Origin of the sequence: Amycolatopsis thermoflava N1165 (assembly GCF_000473265.1) — a bacterium.
Taxonomy (GTDB): domain Bacteria; phylum Actinomycetota; class Actinomycetes; order Mycobacteriales; family Pseudonocardiaceae; genus Amycolatopsis_E; species Amycolatopsis_E thermoflava.
Window position 1 is genome coordinate 4,692,751 of record NZ_KI421511.1, and the last position, 19,179, is coordinate 4,711,929.

Consider the following 19,179-nt stretch of genomic DNA (forward strand, 5'->3'; position numbering starts at 1 on the left):
CGGCGCCTGCTTTCGCCGCCTTTGGTTGCACGCCCGCCGGGCGCAACGTGCGCTCCTCCCGACACGATGCCCGCCGCTCGAATGCAAGTACACGCCGGCCGCCCCGCCGGATGCGTCCCGAGTACCCCTTGAATCCGCGCGCGGCCACGGGTAACCGGTCGGGCCGTGACCCGACACGATGCCCGGCGCCCTCCCATGCCTTCCCACGCAAGAGGGCCGCGGAAGAACCCACCGTTCCACCCGCCACGTCCAGTCCCGCGCTTCGGTTCTGAACCAACGTGAAAGGAGATCCCTTGAACCACCACTCACACGCCGGCCGCCCCACCGGGCGTGCTCCCCCGGGCGCCGGACGCGCCCGCGTCAGAAGAGGGTCGGCTGGACGTCCGCGCCTTCGATGATGAGCATCTGCCGCTTGGTCTCCACGCCACCACGGGCGGAGAACCCGCCCATGCGGCGTCCGGCGGCCAGCACGCGGTGGCACGGCACGACGATCGGGAAGGGGTTGTGCCCCAGCGCCTGGCCGACTGCCTGCGCCGACCCCGGCATGCCGAGCCGGTGGGCGATGTCGCCGTAGGTGAGGGTCCGCCCGGGCGGGATGTTCCGCGCGATCTCGTACACGCGTCGGTTGAAGTCCGGCACGCCCTGGTAGTCGAGAACGATCCCGAGGAGGTCGCGGCGCTCACCACGAAGGAGGGCGGTGATCTCGTCGATCGCGGCCTGGATCTCGTCGGGCGGCGCCGACTCGACGGCCCCGGGGAAGTCGGCCCGAAGACGGGACCGCGTAGTGGCGGGCGCGCCGTCGGGCAGGCGGACGCCGGTGACGCCGTGCTCACCCCAGGCGATGCCGCAGTGACCGATCGCGGTGTCGAAGAGCGCGTAACCCAGAGCTGTCATGGTGTCCCCTCAGGCCGGGAGGGCCTGTGCCTCCAGCGTCTCCTTGATGACCGCGGTGCCTTGCTCCATCAAAGCACCGGTGCGTGCCGCGAGGTCTCCGGGGAGGAGGTCGGCGACCCAGACGAACCGCGTCCGGCCCGGCCCGTCGGCGAACACCTGCGCGACGCCGTTGTGATGGGTGTAGGGCCCGCCGACGACGGACCAGACGAGCCGGTGCGCGTCGTCGTCGAGGTCGACCAGCACCTCACGCACGACCGTGCCGTCGAAGAAGGTGACGATCCGGTCCGTGCCGTCCAGGCGCGTGTCGGTGACGAAGCCGGGGGCGAGGCGTTCGTGCAGCGCGCCCCAGTCCCGAAGAGCCGCCCAGACCACGTCGAGAGGAGTGTCGATCAGGATTTCCGTACGTATCGAAGCCATGCGGTAAGCGTGCCGCGCCGCCGGCCTGGGGTCTTGAAGATTCTTGCGCTGTTCGGCGGGTATCCGGCGTCATGGGCACACTGCGGGTCGGCGTCGTCGCGTCGTTCGACTTCACCCGGGACGACGAGATCCGCCGCTGGCTGCCGGACGGGGTCGAGTTGGAGGTGCGCCGGACGGCCGAGGCGCCGGCCGACGACAACCTGACGATGGTGTCCGCGCTGTCCGATCCCGCGTACCTGGCGGCCCCGGTTCGCGCGCTGTGCGACACGGGCGCGGCGGCGATCGCCTACGCCTGCACCGCGTGCAGTTTCGTCGGCGGTGAGGCGGGCGAACACGCCCTGCGGGAAGCGATGGAGTCGTGCGGCGCGCCCCGGGCGCTGACCACGTCCGGGGCGGTTGTCGACGCCCTGCGGAGCGTGGGCGCGCAGCGGGTGGCCGTGGTGCACCCGTACGCGCCCGCGGTGGGCCGACGCCTGCAGACGTACCTGACGGCGCACGGCTTCGAAATCACCAGGATCACCGGTTTCGCCCTGGCAGTCGACGAAGTCCCCGACGTCCAGCCCGAGGAGGTGACGGACCTGATCCGCGAGGGCAACAGCCCCACGGCCGAGGCGGTGTTCGTGAGCTGCACCGGCCTGCCCACCTACGACGTGATCGCGCCGCTGGAGCGGGAGCTGGGCAAGCCCGTGATCACCGCGAACCAGGCCACGATGTGGGCACTGCTCCACAGCGTGGGCGAAAAGGCACTCGGCCAGGGACAACACCTGCTGGTGAGCTGACCCCAGCGGGGCGAAGCGCCGCACGTTGGGTGCCCGCGCCAGACGGCAGGCCGCCGGGACAAACAGCGCCGGTAGGGCGGACAGAGCGACTTGCTGACCGGGTGCCGAGCACGGACACCCGGTGCAGTGCACTGCCCGCCGCCGAGGCGGCAGGGTGGCTGGACGCTTGGGTGCCCGAGCGGCAGGGCCCCGGGGGCGGCAGGGCTTCGGCACGGCAGAGCGCCAGCACGGCAGAGCGCCAGCACCGCAGAGCGCAGCAGCGGCAGAGCGCCAGCACGGCAAAGCGCCAGCACCGCAGAGCGCAGCAGCGGCAGAGCGCCAGCACGGCAAAGCGCCAGCACCGCAGAGCGCAGCAGCGGCAGAGCGCCGGCACGGCACAGCGCCAGCACGGCACAGCGCCAGCACGGCAAAGCGCCAGCACCGCAGAGCGCAGCAGCGGCAGATCGCAGCAGCGGCAGATCGCAGCACGGCACAGCGCCGGCACGGCACAGCGCCAGCACGGCAAAGCGCCAGCACCGCAGAGCGCAGCAGCGGCAGATCGCAGCAGCGGCAGATCGCAGCACGGCACAGCGCCGGCACGGCAGAGCGCCGGGGCGGTAGAGCGGCAGACGTCGAGCCTCCGGGGGCGGGTCCCAAGGGCGCCGGTGCAGCACCAAGACGCCCCGGAATTGTCGTACCTGCGGGGTACCGTCGCGCGCATGGTGGCCGTTCTCTCGATTGCCTCGCGGGCGGGCGTCGCGGTGCGGGTTGTGCGTTGTGGGGGTCGGCATCGCGGGTGGTCGGCGCCTGAGGGGCGCTCCGCGCCGGAACTGGTGCTCGTTCGGCGGGGCTGGTTCCGGCGCCGGACGCGCGCCGGGGTCTTCGAGGCCGATCCGACCGTTGGCTACCTCTCGCTGCCGGATCAAGAAGAGACCTTCGCGCATCCCGGGGGTGGTGACGTGTGCACCGCCATCCAGTTCGCGCCCTCGCTATGGGCCTCGCTCTTCGGGGAGCATCGGCCGGCCACTCCGGCCGTCTACGTCGACGCCGCGCTCGAGCTCGCCCACCGGCGGTTCATCGCGTCCACCCGGCAGGCCGACTCCGACTACGCGCTGCCGGAAAGCCTCCTCGCCCTCACCCGCGCCGCCATCGGGCCTGCGCCCCACCTCGACACCCGGGCGTCACCGCACCTCGGCGCCCGGGCCACCGACCGGGACATCGTCGCCAGGGCGCGCATTGCCATCGTCGAGCGGCACCCGGCCGCCGGCAGCCTCCTCTCCCTCGCCGAACTGCTCCACGTCTCCCCCTTCCGGCTCAGCCGCGCCTTCACCCGCGAAATGGGCGTGCCCCTCACCCGCTACCGCAACCGGGTCCGCGTCGGGGTGGTGCTGGAACGCCTCGAAGCCGGCGAAACGGACCTGGCAGGACTCGCGGCCGACCTCGGCTTCGCCGACCAGGCCCACCTCACCCGGACCGTCAAGGAACACGTCGGCCACCCGCCGACGGCCCTCCGGCGGCTGCTCGGAACCACCGACGTGTGAAGCTCATCGCAGCTCCTTGGGATGCCTCACGTCCTGGTGTCACGCTTGGTTTCCCAGATCCACGACCCGGGGACCCGACGAGGGCCTCGAGGGAAGGACGGTCGACGAAGATGTCCACCACCAGCGGCGAGACCGCGGCCCCGTACGGCTCCGGCCCGGCTTCCGGCGCCCCGGCCAAGAAGGTCCGCATCCCCCACCTGCAGGAACTCAAGCGCCGCGGCGAGCCGTGGCCCATGCTCACCACTTACGACATGTACACGGCCGAACTGTTCGACGAGGCCGGCATCCCGGTGCTCCTCGTCGGCGACTCGGCCGCCAACAACGTCTTCGGCTACGAGACCTCGCTCCCGGTGACCGTCGACGAGCTGCTCCCCCTCGTCCGCGCCGTCACCCGCGCCGCGAAACGCGCGCTCGTCGTCGCGGACCTGCCGTTCGGCTCCTACCAGCTCTCCCCCGAACAGGCCCTCGCCACCGCCGTCCGCTTCATGAAGGAAGGCCGAGCGCACGCGGTCAAACTCGAAGGCGGCCGCCGGTTCGCGCCGCACGTCGAGGCCCTCACCGGCGCGGGCGTGCCCGTCATGGGTCACATCGGCTTCACCCCGCAGAGCGAGCACAACCTCGGCGGCTACCGGGTACAGGGCCGCGGCGAGGCGGGCGCCGACCTGATCGCCGACGCGCTCGCGCTCCAGGAAGCCGGCGCGTTCGCCGTGGTCATGGAGATGGTGCCGGCCGAAGTCGCGAAGCAGGTCACGCACGAGCTGAAGATCCCGACGGTCGGCATCGGGGCTGGCCCGGACTGCGACGCCCAGGTGCTGGTGTGGCAGGACATGGCCGGCCTGCGCCGCGGCAAGGCGCCCCGCTTCGTCAAGCGGTACGCCGACCTCGCCGGCGCCCTGTCCGGCGCCGCGGCCGCCTTCGCCGACGAAGTGCGCCGCGGCGAGTTCCCCGCGCCCGAGCACGCCTTCCACTGACGGCCCCTGCCGCCCGCCCTCATGTGGCGGGCGGCAGTCACGCCAGGAAATACGCGAGACTCCCGAGTCCGGCGACCACGCAATAAATCGCGAACGGCGTCAAAGTGCGCGTCTCGAAATAACGCGTCAGGAATCGCAGCGCCAGGTACGCGGCCACCCCGGCAACCAGGCTGCCCACCAGCGCAGGCCCGAGGGAGGCCTGATTCGCCGGCGTGAACAGCGACGGCAGCTTCAGCACCCCCGCGGCCAGAATCACCGGCGTGGCCAGCAGGAACGCGAACCGCGCGGCGTCCTCGTGCGACAAACCCCGCCGCAGGCCGGCCACCATCGTGATGCCGGACCGGCTGATCCCGGGGAACAACGCGAGGATTTGCGCCGCCCCGATCAGCACCGCCTCGCCGACGCCGAGCCGCGCCAGACGGCGGTCGGCGGCCTCCTCGGCCCGGATGATCCGGATCGGCATCGTGATCTCCGCCGAAAAGTCCCGCGTCACCTCCGACGGCTCGGGCACCGGCGCGACTGGGACCGGCCGGCGTGCAGCACGCGCGGACCGCTCCACGGCCAGCAGCACGACCCCGTTGAGCGCCAGGAACACCGCGGTGGGCACCGGTTTGCCGAGGAAGTCCCGCAACGCGCTTTCCAGCAGCAACCCGGCCAGCCCGACCGGGATCGTCGCCAGCACCAGCAACCACGCCAGCCGCTGGTCGGCGTCGGACACGCGGCGGTCACGCACCGAAGTCCACAACCCGCGCACGATGCGCACCCAGTCCCGCCGGTAGAAAACCACCAGCGCCAGTGCGGTCGCGACGTGCATCGCGACGAGCACCGCCAGGTACGGCGATTCGCCGCCCATGCTCAGGTCCTGCGCCCAGGAACCGCCCAGCCAGGCCGGAATCAGGATGCTGTGCCCGAGGCTGGACACCGGAAACAATTCCGACACGCCCTGCAAAGCGCCGACGACAATCGCCTCGAAATATGTCACAGCGGACATCGCGGACCTCTTTTCCGACCGCCGGAAACCGTCCGCCGAAAATACCCGAGGCGCTACAGCCGCCCGCCGCTGGCCGTGTCCCCGGACAGCCGCTGCGCCAGGTACACCGGGACCGTCGACACCACGATCAGCACCGCGGCGACCACGTTGACCACCGGCGCCTGGTTGGGCCGGAACAGGTTGTCCAGGATCCAGATCGGCAGCGTCTGCAGCCCGGCGCCGAGGGTGAACGTGGTCACGATGATCTCGTCGAACGACAGCGCGAACGCCAGCAGCCCGCCCGCGAGCAGCGCCGACCGCAGCATCGGGAACGTGACCAGCCGGAACGTGGTGATCCCGTCGGCCCCGAGGTCCATGGACGCCTCTTCGAGGTTGCCGCCCATCCGCCGCAGCCGCGCGACGACGTTGTTGAACACCACGACGATGCAGAACGTGGCGTGCGCGACGATCGCGGTGAACAGGCCGAGGTCGACACCCAGGATGGTGCGGAAGGCGTTGTTCAGCGCGATGCCGGTGACGATGCCGGGCAGCGCGATCGGCAGGATGATCAGCAGCGAAACCGTGTCCTTGCCGAAGAACCGGTACCGCTGCAGCGCGAACGCCGCCATCATGCCGAGCACCAGGGCGATCGCGGTGGCCGCCAGCCCCGCCTGCAGGCTGGTCCACAACGCCCGCAGCACACCCTCGTTCTGCGCCGCGCGGCCCCACCATTCGAGCGTGAACCCGGACGGCGGCCAGCCGAACGTGGTGTCGCTGTTGACCGAGTTCAGCAGCACCACCAGCAGCGGCACGTAGATCACGGCGAGCCCGAGCACCAGCGCGGCGAGCAGCACGTACTTGGTCTTCTTCGAAAGCATCATGGGGACCGCCTAGAGGTTGTCGAGCGCACCGGTCCGGCGCACCGCGGCGAGGTAGACGAGCATGATCACGACCGGCACCGTCGCGACCGTCGCCGCGAAGGGGAGGTTGTTCGCCGCGCCGATGTTGTCGTAGACGACGTTGCCGAGCATCTGGCCGGCGCCACCGACGATCTTGACGGTGATGTAGTCGCCCAGCGTCAGCGAGAACGTGAAGATCGACCCGGCCACGATCGCGGGGAACGTCAGCGGCAGCACCACCGACCGGAACGTCCGCCACGACCGGCCGCCCAGGTCGCTCGACGCCTCGACGAGCGAGTTCGGCAACCGGTCCAGTCCCGCGTAGATCGGCAGGATCATGTAGGGCAGCCACAGGTAGGACAGCGTGAGGATGGTGGCGGTCAGGCCGTAGCCGGGGGTGGCGCCGAAGAGCCACCCAACCAGCCCATTGCCCGACAGCATGACCCGCCACGAGTACGCCTTGACGAGGTAACTGGCCCACAGCGGCGTCATCACCGCGATCACCAGGATCCGCTGCGCCCGCGGCGAGGCGAACTTGGCCATGTAGAAGGCCATCGGGAAGGCGATGACCGCGTCGATCACCGTCACCGCCACCGCGATCCCGAGGGTGCGGAACGTGATCGTGCGGTAGACCTCGTCGGTGAACAGGGTCGCGAAGTTGTCCAGCGACCACTCGGTGACGACCTGGCCGGTGAACGTGTCGGTGTGCCAGAAGGCGGTGACGAACAACGCCGCCAGTGCGCCGAGGTAGGCCAGGCCCAGCCAGAGCAGTGGCGCGCTGAGCAGCATGCCCAGCCGCAACCTGGGTTTGCGGTACAGGAATCCCGACACACTGGCGGCGATGCTCATGTCAGCCCTTGATCTCCGTCCACGCGCGAGTCCACTCGCCGTAGTCCTTGCACTTGACGTCGGTGCGGCCGTCGACGCACTGCGCGATCGGCGTGGTCCAGTACCAGATCTGGCTCGCGTAGGCGGCGTCACCGGCGTGGTAGGTCTCGCAGTGCTTGGCGTCCGCGGTCAGCGAGCAGGCCTTCGGGTTGGCCGGGGCCTCGCCGAAGTACTCGGCGACCTTCGCGTTGGCCTGCGGGCTGACGATGTGGTCGAGCCACTTGTAGGCGCAGGTCTTGTGCGGCGACTTGGTGGCCACCATCCAGGTGTCCGACCAGCCGGTGGCGCCCTCGACGGGCAGGGTCGACTCGAGCGGCGCGCCCTCGGACTTGGTCAGGTTGACCGTCACCTGCCACGCGGTGCCGATGACGGCGTCGCCGTTCTTCAGCGCCTGGCTTTCCTTGAGGTAGTCCGACCAGTACTCCGACACCAGCGGGCGCTGCTGCTTGAGCAGGTCGACCGCGGCCTGGAACTGCTTGTCGTCCAGCGCGTAGGGGTTCTTGATGCCCAGTTCCGGCTTGGTCTTCATCAGGTACAGCGCGGCGTCGGCGATGTAGATCGGCGAGTCGTACGCGGTGACCTTGCCCTTGTACGGGGAGTTCGCGTCGAAGACCACCGACCACGACGTCGGCGCGGGGCTGACCTGGTCGGTGCGGTAGGTGAGGACGTTGGCGCCCCAGCCGTGCGGCACGCCGTAGGAGACGTTGTTCACGCTGTTCCACGGCTTGTTCTTGAGGAAGTCGAAGACGTCGGCGTAGTTCGGGATGAGGCTGGTGTTGACCGGTTCGGTGTCGCCGGCGGCGATGAGCCGGAGCGAGGCGTCACCGGAGGCGGAGATGACGTCGTACTGGCCGGTCTTCATGAGGCTGACGGCCTCGTCGGAGGTGCCGAAGGTCTTGACGTTGACCTTGCACCCGGTGGCCTGCTCGAACGGGGTCACCCAGTCGACGTTGGGGTCGTTGGACCCGTTTTCCGCGTAACCGGGCCAGGCCAGGATGTTCAGCGCGCCCTCGGGCTGACCGAGCTGGGAGAGGGCTTCGAGCTTGGGCGGGGTGAAGCCCTGCCCGCCCGCGCTGGACGAGCTGGACGAAGTGCTCGACGTGCCGCAGGCCGCGACCGCGGTCCCCGCACACATCAGCCCCGCGATCAAGCGCAGGGTCCGGCTGTTGCGCATCTGGATGGCTCCTTACTCGGTTATGCGGAAGTTGTGCTCTTGCCGCCAACACAGGCGGACTCGGTTGTCGGCAAGTTCGAGGGGTGCGCCGGCGTTCTGCCGGACCACCGAGAGCTGCCCGCCGACGTCGAGCGCCACCACGTAGCGGACGGTGGCGCCGGCGTAGGAGGTGCTGGTCACCGTGCCCGTCGCGGAGATTTCGCCGACGGCGGCCGGTTGTGACAGGTCCGGGTCGATGCGGATCTTCTCCGGCCGGATGCTGAACACGCCTCGCGTGCCGAGCACCGCCTCGGCGCTGTCGCCGGACAGCAGGTTCGACGTGCCGACGAACCCGGCGACGAACGCGGTGGCCGGCTCCTCGTACACCTCGCTCGGCGTGCCGACCTGTTCGATCCCGCCGGTGTTGAACACGGCGATGCGGTCGCTCATCGTCAGCGCCTCGTCCTGGTCGTGCGTCACGAAGATGAACGTGATGCCGACGTCGCGCTGGATCTGCTTCAGCTCGGTTTGCATGGCGTGCCGCAGTTTCAGGTCCAGCGCGCCGAGGGGTTCGTCGAGCAGCAGCACCTTGGGGCGGTTGACGAGCGCGCGGGCCAGCGCGACGCGTTGCCGCTGACCGCCGGAGAGCTGTGTGGGTTTGCGGCCCTCGAATCCTTCCAAGTGGACGGTCCGCAGCGCCTCGCGGGCGCGTTCGCGGCGCTGCGCGCGGGGCACCTTCTTGACCCGCAACCCGTACTCGACGTTCTGCTGCACGGTCATGTGCGGGAACAGCGCGTAGTCCTGGAACACGGTGTTGACGTCCCGCTCGAACGGCGCCAGCCGGGTGACGTCGCGGCCGGCCAGTTCGACCGTGCCGGACGTGGGCAGCTCGAACCCGGCGATCATGCGCAGCACGGTCGTCTTGCCCGAGCCGGACGGGCCGAGCATCGAGAAGAACTCGCCCTGCGCGATGTCCAGGTCGACGCCCTCGACGGCGACCACGGAGCCGAACTCCTTGCGCAGGCCACGCAGCCGGATCGCGCTCGTGGTCTCCGCCGGGGCGGTCTTTTCGGCCAGTGCGGGAGCTTGGTTGGGCGACATGTCGATCACCAGGCCGTCATGACGTGCTTGACACGGGTGTAGTCCTCGAGCCCGTAGAGCGAGAGGTCCTTGCCGTAGCCGGACTTCTTGAACCCGCCGTGCGGCATTTCGGCCACCAGCGGGATGTGCGTGTTGATCCACACGCAGCCGAAGTCGAGCTTCGCGGACAGGCGCATCGCGCGGCGGTGGTCGGCGGTCCAGATCGACGACGCGAGCCCGTACTCGACGCCGTTGGCCGCGGCCAGCGCCTCGTCGTCGCCGCTGAACCGCTGCACCGTGATGACCGGGCCGAACACCTCGTTCTGCGAGATCTCGTCGTCCTGCCGGACACCGGAGACCACGGTGGGCTCGAAGAAGAAACCCTCGTCGCGGGCGCGCTTGCCGCCGGTGTGGACGGTCGCGTGCGCGGGCAGCCGCTCGATGAACCCGGCGACCTTCGCGAGGTGCGCGGCGCTGTTGAGCGGCCCGTAGAGCACGTCCGGGTCGTCCGGCAGCCCGGTCTTCGTCGCCTCCGCGTGCCGGGTCAGCGCGGCCACGAACTCGTCGTGCACGTCGTCGTGGACGAGCACGCGGGTGGCGGCCGTGCAGTCCTGGCCCGCGTTGAAGAAGCCGGCGCCCGCGATGGTCTCGGCCGCGTCGTCGATGTCGGCGTCCGGGAAGACGATCACCGGCGCCTTGCCGCCCAGTTCCAAGTGGACGCGCTTGAGGTCGGCGGCCGCGGAGCCGGCGACCTCGATGCCTGCCCGGACCGAGCCGGTGATCGACACCATCGCCGGGATGTCGTGCTCGACCAGCGCCCGGCCGGTGGCCCGGTCACCGCAGACGACGTTGAGCACGCCCGGCGGCAGGAACTCCGCGGCGATCTCGGCGAGGAGCACAGTGGACGCCGGCGTCGTGTCGGACGGCTTGAGCACCACGGTGTTCCCGGCCGCCAGCGCGGGCGCGATCTTCCAGGTCGCCATCATCAGCGGGTAGTTCCACGGCGTCACCTGCGCGCACACCCCGATCGGCTCGCGCCGGACGTAGGAGGTGTGCCCGGTGAGGTATTCCCCCGCGGCGCGGCCTTCCAGCGCGCGGGCGGCCCCGGCGAAGAACCGCAACTGGTCGATGAGCACGGGGATCTCTTCGGCTGTGGTCACGGCCAGCGGCTTGCCCGTGTTCGCCGACTCGACGCGGACGATCTCCTCGGCGCGGCGCTCGACAGCGTCGGCGATCTTCAGCAACGCGGCCTGGCGGTCGCCGGGTGTGGTCTCGCGCCACTGCTCGAAGGCCCGGGCCGCCGCACGCAGGGCGCGATCCACGTCCTGCGCGCCGCCGACCGGCGCGGTGCAGTACGGCCGTCCGGTGACCGGATCGATGATCTCGGCGACAGCGCCGTCCGCGGAATCCGCGGGTTCGCCGTCGATGAAGTGCTTCAGCTGGTGCACGGGCAGGCTCCTGGCTCAGCGGGGACGGTGCGGGTCGGTCACCCCGATGGCCGGAAAACATATAAGACCATATTTCATAGGACAAGTCTTTGAGGCAGGATTGTTCGCGGCGGTACCCGAAAGAAGGAGCCCGATGCGAAGGCCGTTGACGTCCCCCAGCGCGCGATCAGTCCTGTTCGCGCCCCTGGACCAGACCGGGCGGGCCGAGCTCGTCGCCCGGCGGCTGGTGGACGCGATCACGCTGGGTGTCCTCGCCGACCAGGAGCAACTGCCCAGCGAGGCCGAGCTCGCCGAGCAGTTCGGGGTGTCGACCGTGACCGTGCGGGAGGCGCTGGTGGCCCTCCGGCAGCAGGGTCTGGTGCAGACGAAGAGAGGCCGCGGCGGCGGCAGCTTCGTCTGCGCGCCGCCGGAGGAGAACGACGAGACGTGGCGGGCGCGCCTGCGTGAGGTCTCGCTCAGCGAGCTGCGGGACATCGGCGACGACTACGTGGCGATCGCCGGTGCCGCGGCCCGGCTGGCGGCCGAGCGCAGCTCCACCGAGGACATCGCGCGCCTCCAGCTCGCCGCCGAGGACATGGACGGCGCGGCCGGCACCGCGGCCGCCCGCGCCGAGCGGCAGTTCCACCTGGAGGTCGCCGCCGCGTCCCAGTCCCCGCGCCTCACGCACCAGGAGATCCGGTTGCAGAGCGAACAGGGCGCGCTGCTGTGGCTGCCGCTCGGGCACCACGATCCGGTGACGGCGTGCACCGAGCACCGGGCCATCGCCGCCGCGATCGCCCAGGCCGACGGCGAACTCGCCCGCAAGCTGACCGAGCAGCACATCCTGGACACCATCGACCGATTGGGTGAGGTGCATCTTGACCTACTCGGGTCCTAAGCTTCGACACCTCGACTACACCAGGGGCGGCATCGTGAACGACACGCTGGCCGGCGAGGACATCGCCGAAGAGGTGTCCGGCATCGTCGAGGGCGTCTTCGGGCGGCTGGCGCCCGCCGTCGCCGCGGCCACCGCGATCCTCGGCAGACCGGGCCCGGTCCGCGCCGCCGACCTGGACGCGCTGCGCCCGGACGTGCTCGCGGCGCTGGGCGAACGGGTGGTGGGCGCCGGTTTCATCGCCGCCCCGGACGCGCTCGCCGACCAGCGTTTCGGGTTCGAATGGTGGACGTGCACGCCGGGCGGCCCGCCCGCGCAGCTGTTCATCAGCCTCGACCCGGCCAGCGACCACTTCCTGGACTACACGCGGCAGTCGTGGTTCACCGTGCCGCGGGATTCCGGTCGCCGCCACATCACCGGGCCGTACGTCGACTACCTGTGCACCGACGAGTACACGCTGACCTTCACCGTCCCGGTGCTGCGCGACGGCGCGTTCGCCGGGGTCGTCGGCGCGGACGTGTTCGTGCACGAGTTCGAGCGGCTGCTGCTGCCGAAGCTGCGGCGGGTCGCCGGACGGGCGGCGGTGATCAACGCGCAGGGCCGCGTGATCGCCGCCAACACGGCCCGCCAGGCGACCGGTTCGCTGGTGCGGGATCCGGACATCGCGTCCTGGTGGAACGGCGGCGCACAGCCGGTGCACGACGCGGACACGGTGCTGCTGCGCTGCGGGGACGCGCCGATCGCGCTGCTCGTCACCAGGCGCTGAACGCTGCCGACAGCTCGCGGTGGGCGTCCACGAGGGACGGTCCGTACCAGGTCAGGTAACGACCGGAGACCAGCACGTACGGCACGTCCGGGAACGCCTCGGGGCCGTCGATGTCGGTGAACAGGTACGGCTCGTCGGGCAGCACCAGCAGGTCCGCGCCGTCGGCGAACCGCGCCCGCAGCTCGTCGATCTTCGGGCGTGGGTACCGGTCCTCGTGGTCGGCGTAGACGTTGGCGACCCCGAGGCGGTGCAGCACGTCGCCGCCGAACGTGTCCCGGCCGAGCACGATCCACGGCTTGCGCCACACCGGGATCACGGCACGCACACGCTCGGGCGCCGCCTCCCGCCACAGTTCCTCGGCGGTCACCAGCCAGTCCGGTTCGGACACCTCGAACGCCTGGGTCAGCAGGCGGCGCAGCGACGCCAGCGCGTGCGGAACGGTCGCCGGCGCCTCCATCACCCACACCGGGACCCCGTTGGCGCGCAGGCGTTCCACGTCCTCCGGGCGGTTCTCCTCGGAGTTGGCGAGCACCAGGTCCGGGCGCAGCGCGAGGACGTCGTCGACCTTCGGGTACTTCGAGCCGCCCACTCGCGACACCTGCAGGCTGTCCGGGTGGGTGCAGTAGTCGGTGGCGCCGGCGATGCGGCCCGGCACGGTCGCCTCGACCGCTTCCGTCAGCGCCGGGACCAGCGAGACCACGCGCCGGGGCGTGCCACGCAGCGGCGCGTCCTCCCCGAGGTCGTCGAACAGCGTCATCGGTCTCCTTCGAGGTGTGCCAGCAGGACGTCGCCGTGGCAGGGTTCCGGCGCGCACCAGCAGCCCAGCGCCCGGCCGGACAGTTCGTCCAGCCGGGCCAGCAGGTCCGGCCGCCCGTCCAGGTACTCGCGGTAGTGCCGCACCATGGCGGCGCGGTCGGTCTTGCCCTCTTTGACGAACGGGTTCGCGAAGTCGGACTCCGGCCAGGAGTGCCGGTTGCCCCTGTGCCCGATGTAGGTGATCAGGTCGTGCTCCACCAACCACGGCACGAGGTTCTTGTGCGGGCCCGATTTCCGCACGTTGACGACCACCGCGTGGCCGTCGCGCACGCGCTGCGCCAGCTCGCGTTCCTCGTCGGTCCAGTCGCTCATGCCCGCTCGAACGACACCTTCCGCTTGTCGACGTCCACCGCGGTGAGCCGGACGCTGATGCGGCGGCCCTCCGGCAGGTTCTCCCCCGCGCACCGCGCCATCACCGGCGGATCGGCCAGCAGGATCTCCGCGCGGTTCTCCTCCGCCCGCAGGACGACCGCCTCGAAGGTCTCGCCGACGCGGTCCGCCAGCATCCACGCCTCGACCTGGTCCAGGCAGGCCTTCTCCACCCGCGCGGCGAGCAGGTCCGACGCGCTCATCAGGCCGGGCAGCTCGGTCAGCGCGGTGCGGGTCCACGCGGGGACCGGCTCGCCGGCGCTGACGGCCAGGCACACCTCGGTGGCGAACCGGTCGGCCAGTCGCCGGATGGGCGCGGTGACGTGCGCGTACGGGGCGCCGATGCCGGCGTGCGTGACGACCTCGGGCAGTTCGCCGTCGAATGTGGTGTAGCCGGCGCCGCGCAGCAGGCGGGTGGTGTCGGTGTAGAACGCCATCGACTCCGGCTGGGCCGGATCGAGCCCGGCGAGCAGCTCGGCCACGCTCGTCCCGGCGCGCCAGTCGATGCCCAGCGCGCGGGCCGCGCCACGCAGCCAGTGGAGGGTTTCGGCGTCCGGCTCGGGCAGGGTGCGCAGCAGGCCGATCTTCGCGTCGATCATCATCCGCGCCGCGGCCATCCCGGTGAGCAGGGAGATCTCCGCGTTCCACGCCTCGAGTCTCGTGCGCGGCCGCATGCCGAGCACCCAGTCGCCGCCGTTCGCGCCGATGATCCGGTCCGGCAGCTGCGGTTCGACCGCGCCGCGGCGCACCGCCAGTTCCCGGCGGAGCGTGCCCAGCTCGGGCAGGGCGGCGATCGACGGGTGCGGCGCGGCCGGGTCCTCGGTCGCGTAGTCGAGTTGGTCGGTGGAGCGGACGAGCGCGCGGCGCACGGTGGCGTGGAGGAGTTCGCCGTCGCGGTCGAGGTCCAGGGTCCACAGCACGGCGGGCCGGACCTCGCGCGGCAGCAGGCTCGCCGCGCCCTCGGACAGCACCGGCGGGTGCAGCGGCACGGTGCCGTCGGGCAGGTAGAGGGTCTGGCCGCGGCGGCGGGCCTCGCGGTCGATCGGGCCGCCCGGCGCGACGAACGCGGCGAGGTCGGCGATCGCGTAGTGCACGCGGAAGCCGCCTGCGCGCCGCTCGATGAGGATGGCCTGGTCGAGGTCCTTCGCGCCCGGCGGATCGAGCGTGACCAGGGGCAGGTCGGTCGCGTCGGCGCGGTCTGCGGCCAGTCCGGACGGGTCCATCACGACGCCCTCGGCCTCGGCCAGTACGGCCGGGTCGAAGTCCTCCGGCAGCTCGAACTCGGCGCGCAGCCGGGCGAACCCGCCGTCCGCCGAGTTCGTGCTGGTCACGACGTGGGGCACACCTAGACCCTAACCCGGTATGGCCGTTCCGGTCGCCCGTTCGGGGTTGAGCCGGACGGGTGTATCTTGCCCGCACACCGTCGAAAAGCGATATCGTTTTCATCTACCTGAAGGGTGCGCACACTGTGAAAGTCGCCTTTGTCGGCAAGGGCGGAAGCGGGAAGACGACGCTGACCTCGCTGTTCGCCGCTTATCTCTCCGGTTCCGGCCACCCCGTCCTGGCCATCGACGCCGACATCAACCAGCACCTCGCCGTCGCGCTGGGCGCCTCCACGGAGGAGGCGGCCGCGCTGCCGACGCTCGGCGAGCACCTCCCCCTGATCAAGGACTGGCTGCGCGGCGACAACCCGCGGATCACGAGCGCCGAGGCGATGATCAAGACGACGCCGCCGGGGCGCGGTTCGCGGCTGGTGCGGCCGTTCGAGGACAACCCGGTCTTCGCGGCGTGCTTCCGCGACGTCGCCGGGGTGCGGCTGGGCGTGACCGGGCAGTTCACCGAAGACGATCTGGGGGTGGCCTGCTACCACTCGAAGGTCGGCGCGGCGGAGCTGCTGCTGAACCACCTGGTCGACGACACGGGCGAGTACGTGGTGATGGACATGACCGCGGGCGCCGACGCGTTCGCCTCCGGCCTGTTCACCCGCTTCGACGTGACGTTCCTGGTCTGCGAGCCGACGCTGCGCAGCGTCGGCGTGTACCGGCAGTACGCCGAGTACGCGCGTGACTTCGGCGTGCGGCTCGCGGTGGTCGGGAACAAGGTCACCGACGACGAGGACGTCGAGTTCCTGCGCGACCAGCTGGGTTCGGACCTGCTGTGCTGGCTGTCCGGATCGTCGCACGTGCGCGCCGCCGAGCGCGGCCGGGCGCGGCCGATCACCGCGCTGGAACCGCACAACCTGGACGCCCTCGCCACCATCCAGTCCACTGTGGATGCCACACCGCGGGACTGGGTGAAGTTCCACCGCCAGGCCGTCGAGTTCCACCTGCGCAACGCCCGGTCGTGGGGCAACGAGCGCGCGGGAGTGGACCTGGCCGAGCAGGTGGACCCCGAGTTCGTGCCCGGCCCGCCAGCGCTGGCCGGGGCGTAGGAAGAAATCGAAAGGAGCAAGATGTCCCTCGATGTACCCGCCGACCTGCTCGCCCGAGCCGAATCCGGTGAGGTGAGCGACGCCGAGTTCGTCGCCTGCGTGCGCGACTCGCTGCCCTACGCGTGGCAGGTGATCAGCGAAGTGGCCGCGGACCTCGAGGGCGGCGCCGCTGACTTCGCCGACCACGCGACCCCGCCGCCGAGCGAGAAGGAGCGAGGCCAGCTGCTGCGGGCGCTGGCTTCGGACGCGATCCGCGGTGGGCTGGAGCGGCACTTCGGCATGAAGCTGGCGTTCCAGAACTGCCACCGCGTCGCGGCCTTCCGCCCGGCCGCCGTGGACAGCGACGCGTACCGGGAGTTCATCTCCCCGGCCGGCCAGCTGCGCAACCAGAGCCCCGCACTGCGCGACTGCTGAGGTTTCCGACGGAAGGGCCCCGGACCGGCTGCGGTCCGGGGCCCTGTCACGTCAGCGCCACTTGGCGTCTTCCTCGTCGGCCTTCTTGGTGCGCTCACGGGCGATCTCGAGCGCGCGCTTGGCCGTGGCCTCGTCGGGGTAGGGGCCGAGGAGGTCGATGGACCGCGACCGCTCGAGGTGCTCGACCTCGCCGGTGCGGGTGTTGTAGTACCAGCCCTGGTCCGGGTTCGGGTCCTTGCTCTTCGCCATAGAGCGAGCTTCGCACCCGGCGGCGGACGGCGCCAGCGGCACCGCGCCGGTCAGGGGCGGTATCGGTACGGCAGCTCCGTCGGCTGGCCGGTCGGGCCGAACTCGTGCTCCGGGTTGTCCGGCTCGAACCAGTCGCGGTTCACCTGCGGCGTGCCCTGCGGCGGCGTCGGCTCCGGGTCGGTGGCCCTGGTGAGCGGGATGCCGGCCGCGGGGGTCGGCTGGGGCTGCGGGGGCAGCGGCTTTGTGAACCGGGGCGGCTCCTCCGGGGGCTCCATCGTGCGCCAGGCCTTCGGGTCCGTCACGCGCTGCTCGGGCGGCGTGCCCTGGCCCGGCATCGCGCCACCCGCCGGCGTGGCTGGGCCGGCCTCGGGCGCGGCCGGCCCGGTTCCGGGCGGCGCGGCCTGACCCGGCGTCGCGGCTCCAGCCGGAGCAGCGGCCGGACCGGCGTCGGGGGCGGCGGGGCCGGGCGGACCCGCCATCGCAGCTCCCGAAGGCACAGCGCCCGGACCGGCGTCGGGCGCAGCCGGGCCGGGCGTGCCCGGCATCGCGCCTCCCGCGGGCGCGGCGGCCGGACCGGCCTCGGCCGGGCCGGTTCCGGGTGGCGTGCGTGGCGCGGCGAGCTTCTTCGGCGGCTCCGGCAGCGGCGGCACCTCGGGTGACGGCGTGGTCGGCGTGGTCCGCCACACCGGCGCGGGCGGGATGATCATCGGCGCGGCGCGGGGGGCGTCCGGGTCCGGGGCGGGCGCCGCGGCCTCGCGGCGGGCCTGCCCGCGCGGCGGGATCGGGTCGAGGCAGGGCACCAGGACCGTCGTGTTCTCCGGCTCCTCCACTTTCCGCCCGCTGCGCTCGCGGTAGACCATGTCGCCGTCGGCGTCGATCTCGACCAGGTAGCCGACCTCGGCGAGCTGCTCCTCGTCCAGGTCGACGAGCTTCTCGTAGCGCGACGGCACGGTGCGGTAGACCGGCCAGGACAGTGACCGGTGCGTCTGGTGGAACTGCGACAGCAACCCGGCCATCTGCTGCTGCCACGGCAGCGACATCGACTCCGCCAGCGAACGCGGCAGCACGACGTAACCCTCGTCGACACCCGGCAACCCCTGCGACAAGTAGTCGGCGAGGGGCGTGCTCGACGCGGGCGGGCCCGGCCGCGGCGGGGGCGGCGGGGCGCCGAACAGGTCGTTGAGTTGCGCCGGCTTCTTGTTGCGCTTACCGAACTTCTTCGCCACGGGGCACCACCTTCTACACGCCGGGCCGGACTGCCTGCGGCACAAGCTCGTCTTCGTTCCAGGAGACCTTCCGGGTGTGCACCGGCACGCCGGTCTGCTGGGCCTCCACGATCTTCCCGTCGCCAAGGTACATCGCGACGTGGTGGATGGTCGCCGGGTTCGACGGGTCGTACGCCCAGAAGAGCAGGTCACCGGGCTGGGCGTCACGCACCGGAAGCATCGCGCCGTTCTTGTACTGGTCCCGCGACACCCGGCTGAGCGTGATGCCCGCCGCCTCGTAGGCCCGCAGCATCAGGCCGGAGCAGTCGTAGGAGTTCGGCCCGGTCGCGCCCCACACATACGGCTTGCCCTGCTCCCCCAGCGCGAACTGGATCGCGGCGGCCGCGGCGTTGTTGGGCGGCAGCACCAGGCCCGCGCTCTGACCGCAGCCGACCATGTCCGCGACCTGGCCCAGGTTCTCGACCAGGTGGGCCGCCATCTGCTCCCACTTGTGGTAGCGCTCGGGGAACGCGGACCGCTCCACGTCCTGCGCCGACGCGCCGGGACGCTGCTTGTCCCAGTCCGGCACGGTGAGCAGGACGTTGTAGAACTTGTTGATCTGGTACGGGATGTCCTGCAGCTGCGCGACCGTGCCCCAGCCCATCGACGGGCGCATCTGGAAGATGCCCAGCGAGTCGCGGTCGCCGTAGTTCAGGTTCCGCATGCCGGATTCGGTCATGCCGGCCTGGATCGCGATCTGCCACGCCCGCGGTGACAGGCCGCGCTGCTTGCCGATCTCGATGATCTGGCTGATGATGTAGCGCTGCTCGTCGTTGAGCTTCGCGGCCTGCGCGGCGCCTTGGTCGGTACCCGGCACGCTCGGGCCGATCGCCGCGTCGCAGCTGACGTTGGTGTAGGCGGCCTGCATCTGGGCCTGCTGCTGGTCGCTGACGACCTTCGTCACGACACCGACGGTCGCGACCCCGGCGAAGAGCACGGCGACGAGAACGCCGACGAGGACACCCAGCCGCATGGA

At 71.2% G+C, this 19,179-nt stretch carries 21 protein-coding genes; 7 read left to right on the forward strand and 14 right to left on the reverse strand.

All coding sequences use genetic code 11. The annotated features are described in order from the left end of the window. Nucleotides 1-360: 360 nt before the first annotated feature. On the reverse strand, nt 361-894 hold the full coding sequence (locus tag AMYTH_RS0123065; RefSeq protein WP_027932293.1) for a methylated-DNA--[protein]-cysteine S-methyltransferase: 534 nt from the start codon (nt 892-894) through the stop codon (nt 361-363). A 9-nt stretch (nt 895-903) separates the two neighbouring features. Further along, a complete protein-coding gene (locus AMYTH_RS0123070; RefSeq protein ID WP_037322648.1) occupies nt 904-1,311 on the reverse strand; it encodes an SRPBCC family protein in 408 nt (135 codons plus the stop codon). Between the two features lie 71 nt (nt 1,312-1,382). Between AMYTH_RS0123070 and AMYTH_RS0123075 the strand changes: the two genes are divergently transcribed. The 3 genes from AMYTH_RS0123075 to panB all read left to right on the forward strand — a co-directional run bounded on the left by AMYTH_RS0123075 (nt 1,383) and on the right by panB (nt 4,581). Then, nucleotides 1,383-2,090: a maleate cis-trans isomerase family protein gene (locus tag AMYTH_RS0123075; RefSeq protein WP_027932295.1), complete on the forward strand. Its 708-nt coding sequence runs from the start codon at nt 1,383-1,385 to the stop codon at nt 2,088-2,090. A 698-nt stretch (nt 2,091-2,788) separates the two neighbouring features. Beyond that, entirely contained in the window at nt 2,789-3,610 is an 822-nt protein-coding gene (locus tag AMYTH_RS0123080; protein ID WP_167344606.1) for a helix-turn-helix domain-containing protein, read from the forward strand. Between the two features lie 110 nt (nt 3,611-3,720). Next, nucleotides 3,721-4,581: a 3-methyl-2-oxobutanoate hydroxymethyltransferase gene (gene panB, locus AMYTH_RS0123085; protein ID WP_017987043.1), complete on the forward strand. Its 861-nt coding sequence runs from the start codon at nt 3,721-3,723 to the stop codon at nt 4,579-4,581. Between the two features lie 37 nt (nt 4,582-4,618). On the opposite strand, the gene AMYTH_RS0123090 is transcribed toward panB, so the two are convergent. Genes AMYTH_RS0123090 through AMYTH_RS0123115 form a run of 6 tightly spaced genes read right to left on the reverse strand, consistent with a single transcriptional unit; the run spans nt 4,619 to nt 11,019 of the window. Further along, on the reverse strand, nt 4,619-5,572 hold the full coding sequence (locus AMYTH_RS0123090) for an undecaprenyl-diphosphate phosphatase (protein WP_027932297.1): 954 nt from the start codon (nt 5,570-5,572) through the stop codon (nt 4,619-4,621). Nucleotides 5,573-5,625: 53 nt separating this feature from the next. After that, nucleotides 5,626-6,432: an ABC transporter permease gene (locus tag AMYTH_RS0123095; RefSeq protein ID WP_017987041.1), complete on the reverse strand. Its 807-nt coding sequence runs from the start codon at nt 6,430-6,432 to the stop codon at nt 5,626-5,628. Nucleotides 6,433-6,441: 9 nt separating this feature from the next. Further along, nucleotides 6,442-7,299, reverse strand: a complete 858-nt coding sequence (locus AMYTH_RS0123100) for an ABC transporter permease (protein WP_027932298.1) — start codon at nt 7,297-7,299, stop codon at nt 6,442-6,444. Between the two features lies 1 nt (nt 7,300). Next, nucleotides 7,301-8,512 carry an ABC transporter substrate-binding protein gene (locus tag AMYTH_RS0123105; RefSeq protein ID WP_027932299.1) on the reverse strand — a complete coding sequence of 404 codons (1,212 nt, stop codon included), beginning with the start codon at nt 8,510-8,512 and terminating at the stop codon, nt 7,301-7,303. 12 nt (nt 8,513-8,524) lie between these two features. Further along, nucleotides 8,525-9,592, reverse strand: coding sequence for an ABC transporter ATP-binding protein (locus tag AMYTH_RS0123110; protein WP_037324027.1), 1,068 nt, complete (start codon nt 9,590-9,592; stop codon nt 8,525-8,527). Between the two features lie 5 nt (nt 9,593-9,597). Further along, a complete protein-coding gene (locus AMYTH_RS0123115) occupies nt 9,598-11,019 on the reverse strand; it encodes a gamma-aminobutyraldehyde dehydrogenase (protein WP_027932301.1) in 1,422 nt (473 codons plus the stop codon). 133 nt (nt 11,020-11,152) lie between these two features. Here AMYTH_RS0123115 and AMYTH_RS0123120 point away from each other — a divergent pair, with 133 nt between their 5' ends. After that, nucleotides 11,153-11,896, forward strand: a complete 744-nt coding sequence (locus AMYTH_RS0123120; protein ID WP_027932302.1) for a FadR/GntR family transcriptional regulator — start codon at nt 11,153-11,155, stop codon at nt 11,894-11,896. A gap of 34 nt (nt 11,897-11,930) precedes the next feature. Further along, nucleotides 11,931-12,659 (forward strand): cache domain-containing protein, encoded by a 729-nt coding sequence (locus AMYTH_RS0123125; RefSeq protein ID WP_027932303.1) that lies wholly within the window; start codon nt 11,931-11,933, stop codon nt 12,657-12,659. Here the strand turns inward: AMYTH_RS0123125 and AMYTH_RS0123130 are convergent. Genes AMYTH_RS0123130 through AMYTH_RS0123140 form a run of 3 tightly spaced genes read right to left on the reverse strand, consistent with a single transcriptional unit; the run spans nt 12,646 to nt 15,187 of the window. Next, nucleotides 12,646-13,416, reverse strand: a complete 771-nt coding sequence (locus AMYTH_RS0123130) for a helical backbone metal receptor (protein ID WP_027932304.1) — start codon at nt 13,414-13,416, stop codon at nt 12,646-12,648. The genes AMYTH_RS0123125 and AMYTH_RS0123130 overlap by 14 nt on opposite strands. Then, entirely contained in the window at nt 13,413-13,787 is a 375-nt protein-coding gene (locus AMYTH_RS0123135; protein WP_027932305.1) for a DUF4326 domain-containing protein, read from the reverse strand. Before AMYTH_RS0123135 ends, AMYTH_RS0123130 begins: the two co-directional genes overlap by 4 nt. Then, the gene (locus AMYTH_RS0123140; RefSeq protein ID WP_027932306.1) at nt 13,784-15,187 is read right to left on the reverse strand and encodes an RNB domain-containing ribonuclease; all 1,404 of its coding nucleotides are present in this window, start codon (nt 15,185-15,187) and stop codon (nt 13,784-13,786) included. Before AMYTH_RS0123140 ends, AMYTH_RS0123135 begins: the two co-directional genes overlap by 4 nt. 125 nt (nt 15,188-15,312) lie before the next feature. Here AMYTH_RS0123140 and AMYTH_RS0123145 point away from each other — a divergent pair, with 125 nt between their 5' ends. Both AMYTH_RS0123145 and AMYTH_RS0123150 read left to right on the forward strand, forming a co-directional pair. Continuing rightward, the gene (locus AMYTH_RS0123145) at nt 15,313-16,275 is read left to right on the forward strand and encodes an ATP-binding protein (RefSeq protein ID WP_027932307.1); all 963 of its coding nucleotides are present in this window, start codon (nt 15,313-15,315) and stop codon (nt 16,273-16,275) included. Nucleotides 16,276-16,296: 21 nt separating this feature from the next. Further along, complete coding sequence (locus AMYTH_RS0123150; RefSeq protein ID WP_017987030.1) at nt 16,297-16,689, forward strand: SCO5389 family protein; 393 nt, start codon at nt 16,297-16,299, stop codon at nt 16,687-16,689. A 51-nt stretch (nt 16,690-16,740) separates the two neighbouring features. On the opposite strand, the gene AMYTH_RS0123155 is transcribed toward AMYTH_RS0123150, so the two are convergent. From AMYTH_RS0123155 to AMYTH_RS0123165, 3 genes are read right to left on the reverse strand one after another with little or no spacing between them, the layout of a single operon-like run. Then, on the reverse strand, nt 16,741-16,938 hold the full coding sequence (locus tag AMYTH_RS0123155; RefSeq protein ID WP_017987029.1) for a hypothetical protein: 198 nt from the start codon (nt 16,936-16,938) through the stop codon (nt 16,741-16,743). A 50-nt stretch (nt 16,939-16,988) separates the two neighbouring features. Beyond that, nucleotides 16,989-18,164, reverse strand: coding sequence for a hypothetical protein (locus tag AMYTH_RS0123160; protein WP_027932308.1), 1,176 nt, complete (start codon nt 18,162-18,164; stop codon nt 16,989-16,991). Between the two features lie 13 nt (nt 18,165-18,177). Continuing rightward, on the reverse strand, nt 18,178-19,176 hold the full coding sequence (locus AMYTH_RS0123165; protein WP_027932309.1) for a C40 family peptidase: 999 nt from the start codon (nt 19,174-19,176) through the stop codon (nt 18,178-18,180). Nucleotides 19,177-19,179 lie beyond the last annotated feature (3 nt).